We start from the raw sequence: 12,663 nt of genomic DNA, 5'->3' as shown, positions 1-12,663 counted from the left end.
ACATCGCTGTCTACCGGCGGCAACCCGGGAAGGTTCAAACCGCTGGCCCGCGGAAGTCGGGTATGGACGTGACACCGGAAGCCGGCATCTACGCCCGCGAGTCACCGTATCTGCAACGACACGTACAGGTCGGTGTCGCCGGTGGGCGGGTGCTGTCGGTTTCGTTCCCCGAGACACCGGATGCAGACGCCGAGACCGACCACCAGCTACTGGACCGAATCGAAGTCTACCTCGACGGCGAGGCGGACGACTTCGCCGATGTCGAGGTCGCGATGACCATGCCGACAGACCAGCGGTCGGTGCTGGAGACACTCCGGTCGGTGCCGTACGGTGAAACAACGACTGTCGAGGCGCTTACGCAAATGACGGCGGGACTCGACCCCGAGGAAAACGATGACAGGCGGCTGGTTCGGACGGCGCTGGCCGAGAACCCAGCGCCGCTTGTCGTCGGCGACCACCGCGTCTCCGACGGGCCGGGCGCAGCCCCAGCGGCCGTCGAACAACGGCTCCGCTCGCTGGAAGAGCTCTAGCGCCGCCACGAGACGGCGGTCTCAAGGTCGCGTGGTGTCCGTCGCCCGCAGCTACGAGCGGTCCTCCCGCCGACGGCGGCCAACGACCTCGCCAGCGACATCCTCCGGTTGGGTACCCACCCCATCCGGCCAACCGGTCGGCCGGGCTGCCGACGGCTCCGCCGCCTCGCGTTTCAGCACCATCGGCGTCCGTTCCAGCGACAACACCAGTTCGTCGTCCTGGTTGTAGGCGCGTAGCTCCGTGGTGACGATGCCGACGTGGGCACGGGAGTCGCTTTCGCGCTTTTCGAGCACCTCGCTTTCGGCGAATATCGTATCGCCGTGGAACACCGGCGCGTGGTGGCGAACCCGGTCGTAGCCGAGGTTCGCCGTTGCGTTCGCCGAAACGTCGGCGACGCTCATGCCGACCGCCAAAGCGATGATGTAGAGACCGTCAACGAGCCGTTCGCCGAACTCGGTGGCGGACGCGTAGGCCGCATTGAAATGCATCGGGTTGACGTTCATCGTCAGGTTCGTCAGCCAGACGTTGTCCGTTTCAGTCACCGTCCGTCCATACGGGTGTTTGTAGACATCACCGACAGCGAAATCCTCGTAGTATCGGCCCTGCCAGCCGGCCACCAGCCGGCGGTCGTCGGCAGCCGCATCCCCGTCAACCGGGCCGTGGTCCCCATCGGAGCGTTCCATGCCGGCCCCCCACGTTCGCGGCGGGCAAAAGCCTACGCGTCCGCGAGGAAAACACTAATCGGCGTCGGCACCCCCAGATACGGGTATGAGCGACACGCGTCGACGGCGAACCGAGGTGAGCGGCTGATGGCCGAGGAGTTCGAACGCCCGCCGCAGGGGGAGTTCGAGCGAGAGATTCGCTCGTTCCCGGAGTTTTTCGACCGGCTGCGCGCGGAGGGGGCGTTGGATATCTGGGACGCAGTCACCTCCGAGACCGAAATCGAGGGGCTTGTCTACCACCACCGCGGGCTCAAGGTGCCGGCCCACGAGGGTCGGTTCGTCTGGGAGCCCGCCGACGAGACCGGCCGCGACGTTGACGCGTTCAGCGTCGACTTCGGGACGGTCGGCCCCCGGAGCGTCTGGGCAGTCTTCGATGCGAGCCGCGAGTGGGACATGTATCTCGTGCTGTTCGAAGAGGGGGCGGTCGTCGCGTGGATGAGCGACGCCGAGTTCGAGGCCGAGGAGTCCCACCGGTTCCCCTCGAAGGCCGCCGCCGTCAAGAGCGGGCAGTTCTCCTTCGGCGTCCTCTTCCGGTTCGGTCCCGACTGGGTCGAGCGGGAGGAGTGGGGGCTCGAATCGACGGCTCCGGCATTGCTACAGCAGGGCGACGGGCAGCTCCTGACACCGGAGACCGAATCGGAGTTCTACCGGCAGACGCACGCGATTCCGGACGAGTTCCGGTCCGAAGTCGAGACCGGCGCGCCGCCGTTTTGCGGGCTGCTCGAAGCCGACGTCTCCGCCGACGGCGACGGTTAGGGCGTCCACCCGAGCCCCTCGGCGACGAGGAACTCGACGACGTTGACCACGTAGTGAGCGACGGCGACGACGAGCAGGCTACCGGTGGAGATGAAGACGGCCGCGAGTACGAACCCCAACACGCCCGTCGCAACGACGCCGAGCCGCCCCTGTGCGCCGTGGCCGGCCGCAAACAGCGCCGACGACACGACCGCAAGGAGCCACGGCGAAAGGTCGAACCCGACGGCAAAGGCGCCGACGAGGATACCACGGAAGAGGAGTTCCTCGAACCCGGCGACGATGGGGAAAACAACAAAACAGAGGAGCGCCCAGTCCAGCGTCGTTTCGGGAGCCAGAAGCGACCGAAGCTGCTCGCTGGGGTCGACGTTCAGTCGGCTGGCAACGACTGAAAGCAGGGTATTGACGACAGCGATAGCGGCACCGACCGCGAGACCGACCGCCACCGCGATGCTGCCGGTGACGGGCCCAGCACCGACGCCGAGCGACGCCAACGGCACGTTCGCGAGCCAGATGCCGGCCGCCAGCACGGCAGCGAGGAAGCCGTGGGAAACCGCGAGATTCAAAAGCAGCGCCTGCGTCGGGAGCGCGTCTGGAGACGGAGTCGAGGACGGGTGCTGTCGCTCGGCGGTCGTCGCATCGAGGTGGTCGGCTCCGTCCGGAAGCGACTCCAGTCCAGCCGCTGTGTCAGCGGTGTCAGTCGTAGAAAGCGCTCGCGTCGAGGCCCGGGCGGCGGCGAGCATGACGCCGACGACCGCGGCAGTAAGGGCCGCGAAGGCGACCCAGCGAGTCACGCGTTACTGGGGGCTCGGGCTGCCCGCCTGTCCGACCTCGCGCTGTTCGAGAGCGGAGCCGGTAATCGACTTCAGGCGGTCGATGAGCGAATCTTTCTCGGGTTCGCCGGCCAGCGCCACGTCGAGCACCTCGGAGATGTGGGAGACGGGGACGATTTCGATTTCGTCCTTGTACTCGTCTTCAATCATCACGTCCTGCTCGTTGGCCTTCGGGATGATGACGGTGTCGAGTCCGGATTTGGCGGCGGCTTCGATTTTGTGCGTGACACCGCCGACCGGCAGCACGTCACCACGGACCGAAAGCGAGCCGGTCATCGCCATATCCTGTCTGACCGGGACGCCTTCCAGCGCCGAGATGACCGCAGCGGCAACCGTAATCGACGCCGAGTCGCCGTCAACGCCGCCTTCGCCGGCTTGGACGAACTGGATGTGGACGTCCTTCTGGGAGATGTCCTCATCGGAGAACTTCTTGATGATAGCCGAGACGTTCTGAACGGCTTCTTGGGCCATCTCCTTGAGCTGGCCGGTCGCGATGACTTCACCGGGACCCTGCGACGGCGTCACCTCGGCCATGACCGGCAGTACGATACCGGAGTCTTCGCCCATGACCGCGAGGCCGTTGACGCGACCGACGACATCGCCCTCGTTGACTGTCAGTTCGTAGTCCTTGCGGCGCTCGATGTATTCGTCGGCGAGCTGCTGTTCGATGGACCGGGAGCGCGCCTTCGCCTGCAGGACATCCTCCCGCTGTGTGTATTCGCGGTTCTCCGCACGGGCGATGTCGCCTGCGACGCGGACGAGACCACCGAGGTCCCGGAACTCCAGAGACAGGTGGCCTTTTCGACCGGCGCGACGCCGTGCCTCAAGGATGACCTCTTCGATAGCCTCGTCGGTGAACGGGGGCAGGCGGCCATCGTTTGTGACCTCCTGGGCCACGAAACGGGCGTACTTGCGGCGCATCTCGGGGGAATCCTCGATGGTGTCGTCCATGTACACCTCGTAGCCGTACCCTTTGATGCGGGAGCGCAGCGCCGGGTGCATGTTCTCCATCGCGTCCATGTTCCCGGCGGCGACCATGACGAAGTCGGTCGGCACCGGCTCTGTCTGGACCATCGCCCCCGAGGAGCGCTCGCTTTGGCCGGTAATCGAGAACTCGCCCTCCTGGATGGCGGTCATCAGCTTCTGCTGGGACCGGATGTCGAGGGTGTTGATCTCGTCGACAAAGAGCACACCCTTGTTGGCCTTGTGGATAGCGCCGGGCTCAACACGGTCGTGGCTCGGTGTCTCCATGCCGCCGGACTGGAAGGGGTCGTGGCGGACGTCGCCGAGCAGTGCGCCGGCGTGGGCGCCGGTGGCGTCCTCGAACGGCGCGACCTGCTGGTCAGCGTTGCCGACAATGAGGTTCGGCACCATCGCGTCGGAACCGCGGCTCATGTATTTGAACGCGAGGTAGATGATACCCGCGGCGATGATTCCGAGCAGGAGTTGCTGGGCGATGAGGATAGCGTAGCCGAAGACGACGGCGATGATGATCCACATCAGGAACGACCGCATCTGGTCGCGCTTGCGAGCCTCTTCCTTGTGGGCATCGACGATTTGGTCGCCCTTGCCGGCCGGAACCGTCCGGACCTTCGGCTCGTTGCCGTCGTCAGGGTTGTGGTAGACGAGTACGTCTTGCAGCTCCTCTTTGGGGAGCAGCTGGCTCATCGCCTTGGCGAGCATCGACTTACCCGTCCCGGGCGAGCCGATCATCATCACGTGGCGGCGCTGCTTGGCCGCCTTGAGGACGATATCTCTGGCGTGGTCCTGTCCGATGACTTGATCGACGAGACGGTCAGGCACCTCGATATCGTCGCTGGAGTCTATCTGCAGCCCGCCGAGGAGGGAGTCTTCGTTTTCCTCGTCGATCTCGATGTCGCCCTCGACTTCGACATCGCTGCCGAGGTCGGAGCCGTCGAGGAGGTCCTCGTCCTCATCGAGGCGTTCGTCCGCCCCGCGCTGTCCCGGGTCACGGGGGGCGTCGGTCACCGAGTCGTCGGACGCACGCGGCTCCTCGACAGCCCCGTCAGGCTGTTCGGGACGGTCTTCGGGGGCCGGCTCCCCGGACGACGCCGGCTCCTCGCGTGGTGTCCGACGCTCGTCGGCGTCGGTCGTTTCGTCCGCATCCTTTTCGTTGCTCATAGAAACGTGTCGCTGCTACCCGTATTGAAGGGTCGTCAATTGATATACTTTCTCCCCGAGACAACCCTCGTTTTTTGTGAAACCGGCAGACAGCGGCCGTTTCAGGCCGAGGGCCGAGCGCACGGGAGAGACTCGTCGGGTTTATCAACGGTCACCGTAACCACCCAGGTATGACGCGGGGGTTCTACATCGGACGGTTCCAGCCGTTTCACGAAGGCCACCACGCGATGGTCGACCGGATACGCGAGGAGGTCGACGAGCTCGTCGTCGGCATCGGCAGCGCCGACCAGTCACACACCGTCAGAAACCCGTTTACCGCCGGCGAGCGTATCATGATGATAACGAAGGCACTGGACAAATTCGAGACGACCACCTACGCGGTACCTATCGAGGACCTCAACCGCAACTCCGTGTGGGTCAGCCACGTCCAGTCGATGAGCCCGCGGTTCGATGTCGCCTACTCGAACAATCCGCTCGTTGTCCGGCTGTTCAAGGAGGCCGGCATCGAGGTCCGGCAGTCACCGATGTACCAGCGCGAGGAGTTCTCCGGGACCGAGGTCCGCGAACGGATGGCGACCGGCGGCGACTGGGAGGCCCTCGTTCCGGACGCCGTCGTCAGCGTCATCGACGAGATCGACGGCGTCGACCGTATCCGGCAGATAACTGCGACCGACGCGAACGGCGACAACTGATGATTACGCTCTCGTCTGATTTCGGGACCCCCTACCCCGCGGCGATGAAAGGTGTCATCCTCAAGCAGTGTGACGCCCGTCTGGTCGACGTTGCCCACGACTTTCCGCGACAGGATGTCCGGTCGACAGCCTTCTGGCTGACCCAGACGCTTCCGGAGTTTCCGCCAGCGGTCCATCTCATCGTTGTCGACCCTGGCGTCGGCACCGGCCGCGACGCGCTTGTGGTCCGAGCCGGCGACCACGTGCTCGTCGGACCGGACAACGGCGTGCTTTTCCCCCCAGCACGGGCGCTCGCCGGCGGCGACGACGATTACAGCGCCGACATCGATGCCTACCAACTCGACATGGGCGACCCCCGCAGTTCGACGTTCCACGGCCGCGATGTCTTCGCGCCGGGGGCGGCCGCAGTCCACGAGACGGGCATCGACCGGCTTCCCGAACTCGACTGCCTTTCGCCTGCCTCGTCGGTCGTCGACCTCACGCTCCCATCACCCGAGTTCGACGGCGACGCTGTGACCGCTGCAGTGCTCGCTGTCGACGACTTCGGCAACGTCATCACGAACGTTCCGGGCACAGTTCTCGGTGACAGCGACCGCGTCGTCGTCGACGGTGAGGAGCGGCCGGTCGTCGACTCGTACGACCATGCAGCGACCGGGACGGCGGTCGTAACCGTCGGCAGCCACGGCAACGTCGAGCTAGCGGTCAATCGCGGCCGCGGTGACGACGCCTTCGGCGTCAGTGCCGGCGAAACAGTCCGGCTGGACGGCATTGACGCGGCGTGAGGGTCAACCGGCGTCCAGAACGCCCTCACACCGGCCGTCGTCGCAGGTGATATCGAACCCAAGCGAGTCGTAGAACGGTCGTACCGACGGGTCGAACCCGGCCCGGAGACGCGGCCGTCGAGCGGCAGCGCGCTCGATGAGGGCGGTGCCAAGTCCCTGACCACGCCGGCCGGGGCGGACCGCAACCGCCTCGATGCTGTCGCCGACGAGAACGAGCCCGCCGAGTATCCGGTCGTCGTCGCAGGCGACAAGCACCGACCCACGGGCGAGCAGTCCGGACGGGACCGTAAGCATCGCTGCGTTGAGTATCGACCGAACAGCCGGATACTCGCCCGGCGTCGCCGAACGGACAGTCGTCATCCGCCTTTGATAAGTCGGAGAATGCGGACCGAGTCGCTGTCAACCGTGCGGTCTTCGGGAACCGGGCTCCCGTCGACGAGCACGGACGCTTCGTGGCTGGAAAGGCCGACGGCCTCAAGCAGGTCGCCGTACGTGGCCGCTTCGTCGACATCGAGTTCGCGAGTGTCCTCGCCGACGATGTCGCAAGTGACGCGCATACAACAGCTACGTCCTCGGACGGCTTCAGCGTGCCGTTCGCAGCCGGAGCGAAGCGTCCGTCTCGGGGGGTTTATGCCCGACGCGGGCCACCCTCCGAACATGAGCGAGGGCGACGCCGACGGCGGCGGCCGGGAGATATGGATAGAGAAGTACCGACCGCAGACGCTCGACGACATCGTCGGCCACGAAAGCATCACCGAACGGCTCAAACAGTATATCGCACAAAACGACCTGCCCCACCTGCTGTTTGCGGGACCGGCCGGCGTCGGCAAGACGACGGCGGCGACAGCCATCGCAAAGGAAGTCTACGGCGACGACTGGCGGGAAAACTTTCTTGAGCTAAACGCCTCCGACCAGCGCGGTATCGATGTCGTCAGGGACCGCATCAAGAGCTTTGCACGAGCGTCCTTCGGCGGCTACGACCACCGGATTATCTTCCTTGACGAGGCCGACGCCCTCACCAGCGACGCTCAGTCGGCGCTCCGCCGGACGATGGAACAGTTCTCCGACAACACCCGGTTTATTCTCTCGTGTAACTACTCCAGCCAGATTATCGACCCGATTCAGTCGCGGTGTGCGGTGTTTCGCTTTTCGCCACTCGGCGACGCGGCCGTCGACGAGCAGATTCGCATCATCGCCGACACGGAGGGCATCGAACTGACCGACGACGGCGTCGACGCGCTCGTTTACGCGGCCGACGGCGACATGCGGAAGGCGATCAACGGCCTGCAGGCCGCGGCGGTCATGGGCGGTACGGTCGACGAGGAGGCCGTCTACACAATCACCTCGACGGCCCGGCCAGAAGAGATACGCGAGATGGTCACCGAAGCGATGGACGGCGATTTCACCGCCGCCCGCTCGCAACTGGAGACGCTTCTGACCGATGTCGGCATCGCCGGCGGCGACATTATCGACCAACTCCACCGCTCGGTGTGGGAGTTCGACCTCGAGGAGCGGGAAGCAGTACAGTTGATGGAGCGCATCGGTGAGGCCGACTACCGCATCACCGCCGGCGCAAGCGAGCAGCTTCAGCTTGAGGCGCTGTTAGCGGCGCTGGCACGCGGCAACGAGACGTAGCCCGCTGCTTTTCTCCCGGCGCGGCCCCGAAGGCGAGGGCTTTAGCCGGTCGCCGCCGTTCGGTTCGCCGTGGACCCATCGCGAATCGTCGCGGAGTTTCCAGCCCCCTCGTTTCGGGGGGCACAACAGCAGGCGCTTGCCGACATCCGGGCGGCCTTCGAGGCCGGCAACGATGTCGTCTTGGTTCGTGCGCCGACCGGCAGCGGCAAGTCACTGCTAGCGCGGGCTATCGCCGGCTGTGCTCGACAGGACGGCGAGGGGCCGCCGGGGCTGGCGACGGGGGCGTACTACACCACGCCGCAGGTGTCACAGCTCGATGACGTGGCCGGCGACGACCTACTCGACGACCTGAGTGTCATTCGCGGGAAGCCAAACTACTCCTGTATCCTCCCGGGAGAGACAACGACGCCGGTAAATCAGGCCCCGTGTGCCCGCGAGCGCGGCTTCGACTGTCCGGTCAGACACCGGTGTCCGTACTTCGCCGACCGGGCAACCGCCTCTGAGAACCCGATCGCCGCGATGACACTGGCGTATTTCATGCAGACAGCCGGCAGCGAGGTGTTCGGCGAGCGCGATGTCGTCGTCGTCGACGAGGCCCACGGGCTCGCCGAATGGGCGGAGATGTACGCGACAATCGAGCTGTCGCCGTCGACGGTGCCGGTCTGGGACGCCTGCCGGCCACCCGATGTCGACGGTATCGCGGACGTCGATGGCTACGCCGAGCGACTGCTGGATGTCTGCTCACGGCGGCAAACGGAGCTTCGCGGGCGGGCTGAACTGACGCCGGACGAAGCGGCCGAACGGGACCGACTGGCCGAGCTCCGTCGGGACCTCCAGTGGTTTCTCGACGACCGCAAGGACGACGATAGCCCGACCGTCTGGGTCGCAGACCAGTCGGACCGCGGGACCCGCAAGGACCCGCGAGGCGGGGCCGTCACGGTCAAGCCGCTCGACCCTGCGCGATACCTCCATCACACGGTCTGGGACCGCGGCAACCGGTTTGCGCTGCTTTCGGCGACGATACTGGACAAGGAGGCGTTCTGCCGAGGAGCCGGCCTCAATCCCGACACTGTCGCGCTCGTCGACGTGCCGCACACCTTCCCGGTCGAAAACCGGCCGCTCTACGATGTGACACAGGGGAAAATGACCTACGAGCACCGCGAGGAGACGCTCCCGAAGCTCGCCCGGACCGTCGTCCGACTGATGGCAGCCCACGGCGACGAGAAGGGACTGATTCACGCCCACTCGTATGCCATCGCCGACCAGCTTCGCGAACTGCTCTCCGAGTTCGGCGTCGGCGGGCGAGTCCGCGGCCACGACCGGGACAACCGGGATGCGGCGCTCGCGGGCTGGAAGCGAAGCGACGACCCGGACGTGTTCATCTCGGTGAAGATGGAGGAGGCGCTGGACCTCAACGGCGACTACTGTCGCTGGCAGGTGCTCTGTAAGGCACCCTACCCGAACACCAACGATTCACGGGTCGCACGGCGGCTCGAAGACGGCCAGTGGAACTGGTACTACCGAACCGCGCTCCGAACGGTGATTCAGGCCTGCGGTCGAGTCGTCCGGTCGCCGGACGATTACGGCGCGACGTATCTGGCCGACACGTCGCTTTTGGACCTTTTCGAGCGTGCGCGCGGCGCGATGCCGTCGTGGTTTGCCGAGCAGGTCGACCGGATGTCGAAGCCCGACCTGCCGTCGTTCGACCCTGAAGCGGCGCTCGGCGATGCCGACAGCCGGTCGCGGACGCGCCGGTCGCAGACGGGCCAGTCAACGGGTGAAAACGGGATGGACGACCACCCGCTGTCGGATGTCTGGGGCGACGGTTGAGGGTGCTGGCCGCGTCAGTCAACCATACCGACGATTCGTTTCGTCGTAACACCTGCGGTGGCCGTCAGCGACGTCGCAGCAGAAAATATACGCCCGAAATTTGATTTTGACAGCGGGTGTTAGATGCCTGCAATGGTGACACTTCGGGAGGCGTCAGCTGCGGACGCTGCCGAGATGGCTCGCATCCAGTCGACATCGCTTCGGCAGAATGGGCGCGATGTGTACACCGAAGAACAGCTCAACTGCTTGGCTCCGCCGGACCCTGGGGCTGATATAATTCCCGATGCTGAGTTCACCGACAATGCATGCCACCCCATTGTTGCTGAAGAAGACGGGGCTGTCGTTGGTTGGGGGAGTGTTCATGTCAGTGAAAAACACTGGCAGCAACGTTTGTCGACCCTGATAATACTGGAAGGGGGATCGGTCGGGCACTCGTTGAGAAGCTCGAAGGCATCGCCCGAAGAGAAGGCGTAGAACGGCTCACCGTCCTCGCATCACTGAACGCCGTCGGGTTCTACGAGGCGCTCGGATTTGAGAGAGAACACAAAATCGACGCCGGAGCGCCTGAGGACCCATATGTTCCGAGCATTAAGCTACAGAAGAAGCTGACATAGACCTACTCAACCGTCGTCTCGTCCCACAGCCGCCACGCGTTGCCGTCCCGGCGCAGTTCGAACTGTACGTCCTCGTGGTGGTCACCGAGGAACTCGACGGCCACGACGGAGACGTCGTCGTCCTGTTCGACCGGTTCGATGGTCTCAGTGACAGCAGTGTCGGCGACGGCATCGGCGGCTCGGCTGTCGTCAACCTCGAAGTCTGTGTCGGGGTGGACGTACTGGTCGGCCGGCTCCTCCTCGTCGTCAACAGCGTCGAGAAACGCCTCGATGACACCTGTGGGGCTGTCCAAATCGAGTCCGAGACCGAGTTCCTCACTCGAACAGCCGGCGCTGGCGGCGATGGTCCCGGCGGCGACAGTCGACAGGAACGTCCGGCGGCGCATACCCACCGAAAGGGATGCAGCAGGGAAATACCCCCGGAGCGTTTCGGGACGCCGAACCGAGCTACATCGCCTCGGCACGCAGCCGGTCGGGGAGGACACCGAGAAGCTTCGAGACGAGCCACCAGCGGCGGGGGACGTACGCGACCGCTGGCTCGCGTTCGATGGCGCGGGCGATGCCGGCGGCGGCCGTCTCCGGCGAGCACTCCCAGAAGCGGTCGGCATCCGGCGACATGTCAGTATCGACAAACCCCGGTCGGACATCGGTGACGGCGATGTCCTCGCCGGCCCGGTATCGGAGCCCCTCCAGATACCGCGAGACGTAGGCCTTAGAAGCGCTGTAGGCGGGTAGTGTCGGACTGCCGACCTCGGCAGCGACCGAAGAGATGCCGACGAGTTGGCCCCCGCCAGTCGCTTCGAAATGGTCGATTGCGGCCGTCGCGATGGCGGTAAAGCCCGCAGCGTTGACCGCAACTGTCTCCCGCTCGGGGTCCCACTCAAGCGCATCGTTATACCGTGCGATACCGGCCGAGATGACGACGACATCGACCCCATCCAGCGAGTCGGCCAGCGCATCGAAGCGCTCGCGGGCGTTCGGTTCGGTGACATCGATAGCCGCGACATGTGCACCGCCGATTGATTCCCCAACCGCCCTGAGTTCGTCGAGGCGTCGGGCGGCAAGTCCGAGTTCGTAGTCGTCGGCCAGCTCTTCGGCCAGCGCCCGTCCGATGCCCGACGAGGCACCGACGATGACGGCAGTTGGCATACCAAACGGGGTCGAGCCGTGGCCGGTTAAAACCCGTCGCTGGCGTCGACAGTCGCCCCGTCGTAGGCGAACTCGATGCCGTCGTAGCCGTTGGCGAGCGCCTGCAGCTGGTCGTGGCTCCGAGCGTAGATGTGCTCGATTTCAGTCAGCAGCGTTCGCTCCGGAGCGAGCCGGTCGATGCGGGCGAGTACTTCCCCATGAGTGAGTTCGTCGTCGAAGACAGCAGCGTCAGCGTCGGCTAAGATGGGCGTTCCATCGGGCGTTTGCTCGAAGTAGCCACACTCGAAGACCGCGAGGTCGATATCGTCCGGCAGTGCGGCCTCGTCGAGATATCGAGCGTCGTCGGGAGCTAAAACAACCGTCGTGTCCCCGTCAAAGAGGACGAACGCCGTCGCGTCCATATCGCTGTTCCCGGACAGTGAGTACGGAATGGCCTCGACACGAATCCCATCGACAACGAGAGGGTCGTCGTCCAAGAAGTGCGTCTCGACGTACCCCATCTCCGAGAAGTGTCGCAGGCCGTCGTAGAGTTCGCAGGTCCGCTCGAAGACGCGCTCGGTGGTCACGAGCGTCGGCACGTCCGACCGCGCGGTATCGATGATGCCGCGGTCGGAGTCATCGAACAAGCTGGCGTCAGGGCGGGACTGAACGACCCGGAGGCCGGCAGTGTGGTCTGGGTGCCAGTGCGTCAAGAACAGATACGAGAACTCGTCGACGCCAGCCCGGTTGAGGTTCTCGAAGACGAACTCGGGGGCATCCACGACCGCCGACAGGTCCTCAATGTAGAGGTTGTTGCCGTGTCGAGCGTATGGAATCCCCTCGCTTCTGGCCTCGACACAGAGTCGGCACTCACAGGTCGGGGTCGGAAGCGGGAAGTTACCACCGCTGCCGAGAACGGTAACTGTGACCATGGGGCGCTCATCGACCGCAGCGGCCCTGAAGGTTGCGGCGTCGATAGTTGCGGGAGTACAAATATCCGG

At 65.1% G+C, this 12,663-nt stretch carries 15 protein-coding genes; 7 read left to right on the top strand and 8 right to left on the bottom strand.

Annotated features, from left to right (window positions below; translation table 11 throughout):
* Window positions 1-62 precede the first annotated feature (62 nt).
* Entirely contained in the window at window positions 63-530 is a 468-nt protein-coding gene (locus NP_RS02310) for an MGMT family protein (protein ID WP_011322186.1), read from the top strand.
* 51 nt (window positions 531-581) lie between these two features.
* Here the strand turns inward: NP_RS02310 and NP_RS02305 are convergent, their stop codons facing one another.
* Window positions 582-1,214, bottom strand: a complete 633-nt coding sequence (locus tag NP_RS02305) for a MaoC family dehydratase (protein WP_011322185.1) — start codon at window positions 1,212-1,214, stop codon at window positions 582-584.
* 126 nt (window positions 1,215-1,340) lie between these two features.
* On the opposite strand from NP_RS02305, the gene NP_RS02300 reads away from it, so the two are divergent.
* The gene (locus NP_RS02300) at window positions 1,341-2,009 is read left to right on the top strand and encodes a hypothetical protein (RefSeq protein ID WP_011322184.1); all 669 of its coding nucleotides are present in this window, start codon (window positions 1,341-1,343) and stop codon (window positions 2,007-2,009) included.
* Here NP_RS02300 and NP_RS02295 read toward each other — a convergent pair.
* Both NP_RS02295 and lonB read right to left on the bottom strand, forming a co-directional pair.
* Complete coding sequence (locus NP_RS02295) at window positions 2,006-2,800, bottom strand: CPBP family intramembrane glutamic endopeptidase (protein ID WP_011322183.1); 795 nt, start codon at window positions 2,798-2,800, stop codon at window positions 2,006-2,008. The two genes, NP_RS02300 and NP_RS02295, sit on opposite strands and share 4 nt — an antisense overlap.
* A 3-nt stretch (window positions 2,801-2,803) precedes the next feature.
* Window positions 2,804-4,981 (bottom strand): ATP-dependent protease LonB, encoded by a 2,178-nt coding sequence (lonB, locus tag NP_RS02290; RefSeq protein ID WP_011322182.1) that lies wholly within the window; start codon window positions 4,979-4,981, stop codon window positions 2,804-2,806.
* Window positions 4,982-5,151: 170 nt separating this feature from the next.
* Between lonB and NP_RS02285 the strand changes: the two genes are divergently transcribed.
* Both NP_RS02285 and NP_RS02280 read left to right on the top strand, forming a co-directional pair.
* The gene (locus tag NP_RS02285) at window positions 5,152-5,673 is read left to right on the top strand and encodes a nicotinamide-nucleotide adenylyltransferase (protein ID WP_011322181.1); all 522 of its coding nucleotides are present in this window, start codon (window positions 5,152-5,154) and stop codon (window positions 5,671-5,673) included.
* Complete coding sequence (locus NP_RS02280; protein WP_011322180.1) at window positions 5,673-6,455, top strand: SAM hydrolase/SAM-dependent halogenase family protein; 783 nt, start codon at window positions 5,673-5,675, stop codon at window positions 6,453-6,455. The genes NP_RS02285 and NP_RS02280 overlap by 1 nt, the downstream gene beginning before the upstream one ends.
* Before the next feature lie 3 nt (window positions 6,456-6,458).
* Here NP_RS02280 and NP_RS02275 read toward each other — a convergent pair whose 3' ends face one another.
* Together NP_RS02275 and samp2 are read right to left on the bottom strand one after the other, a co-directional pair.
* Window positions 6,459-6,815 carry a GNAT family N-acetyltransferase gene (locus NP_RS02275; protein ID WP_011322179.1) on the bottom strand — a complete coding sequence of 119 codons (357 nt, stop codon included), beginning with the start codon at window positions 6,813-6,815 and terminating at the stop codon, window positions 6,459-6,461.
* Complete coding sequence (gene samp2 / locus NP_RS02270; RefSeq protein ID WP_011322178.1) at window positions 6,812-7,012, bottom strand: ubiquitin-like small modifier protein SAMP2; 201 nt, start codon at window positions 7,010-7,012, stop codon at window positions 6,812-6,814. Before samp2 ends, NP_RS02275 begins: the two co-directional genes overlap by 4 nt.
* A 100-nt stretch (window positions 7,013-7,112) precedes the next feature.
* Here samp2 and NP_RS02265 point away from each other — a divergent pair, with 100 nt between their 5' ends.
* The 3 genes from NP_RS02265 to NP_RS15145 all read left to right on the top strand — a co-directional run bounded on the left by NP_RS02265 (window position 7,113) and on the right by NP_RS15145 (window position 10,534).
* The gene (locus NP_RS02265) at window positions 7,113-8,090 is read left to right on the top strand and encodes a replication factor C small subunit (protein WP_011322177.1); all 978 of its coding nucleotides are present in this window, start codon (window positions 7,113-7,115) and stop codon (window positions 8,088-8,090) included.
* A 69-nt stretch (window positions 8,091-8,159) separates the two neighbouring features.
* The gene (locus tag NP_RS02260; RefSeq protein WP_011322176.1) at window positions 8,160-9,920 is read left to right on the top strand and encodes a helicase C-terminal domain-containing protein; all 1,761 of its coding nucleotides are present in this window, start codon (window positions 8,160-8,162) and stop codon (window positions 9,918-9,920) included.
* A 377-nt stretch (window positions 9,921-10,297) separates the two neighbouring features.
* Window positions 10,298-10,534, top strand: a complete 237-nt coding sequence (locus NP_RS15145; RefSeq protein WP_198408105.1) for a GNAT family N-acetyltransferase — start codon at window positions 10,298-10,300, stop codon at window positions 10,532-10,534.
* Between the two features lie 2 nt (window positions 10,535-10,536).
* On the opposite strand, the gene NP_RS02250 is transcribed toward NP_RS15145, so the two are convergent.
* From NP_RS02250 to NP_RS02240, 3 genes are all read right to left on the bottom strand, one after another.
* Entirely contained in the window at window positions 10,537-10,920 is a 384-nt protein-coding gene (locus NP_RS02250; protein ID WP_011322174.1) for a hypothetical protein, read from the bottom strand.
* Between the two features lie 61 nt (window positions 10,921-10,981).
* Window positions 10,982-11,683, bottom strand: a complete 702-nt coding sequence (locus NP_RS02245) for an SDR family NAD(P)-dependent oxidoreductase (protein WP_011322173.1) — start codon at window positions 11,681-11,683, stop codon at window positions 10,982-10,984.
* 26 nt (window positions 11,684-11,709) lie between these two features.
* Entirely contained in the window at window positions 11,710-12,594 is an 885-nt protein-coding gene (locus NP_RS02240) for an MBL fold metallo-hydrolase (protein ID WP_011322172.1), read from the bottom strand.
* Between the last annotated feature and the right edge of the window lie 69 nt (window positions 12,595-12,663).

Source organism: Natronomonas pharaonis DSM 2160, from assembly GCF_000026045.1.
GTDB classification, from domain to species: Archaea; Halobacteriota; Halobacteria; order Halobacteriales; family Haloarculaceae; genus Natronomonas; species Natronomonas pharaonis.
The sequence above is the reverse complement of the archived record's forward strand: the minus strand, read 5'-3'. Positions and strand labels throughout refer to the sequence as shown.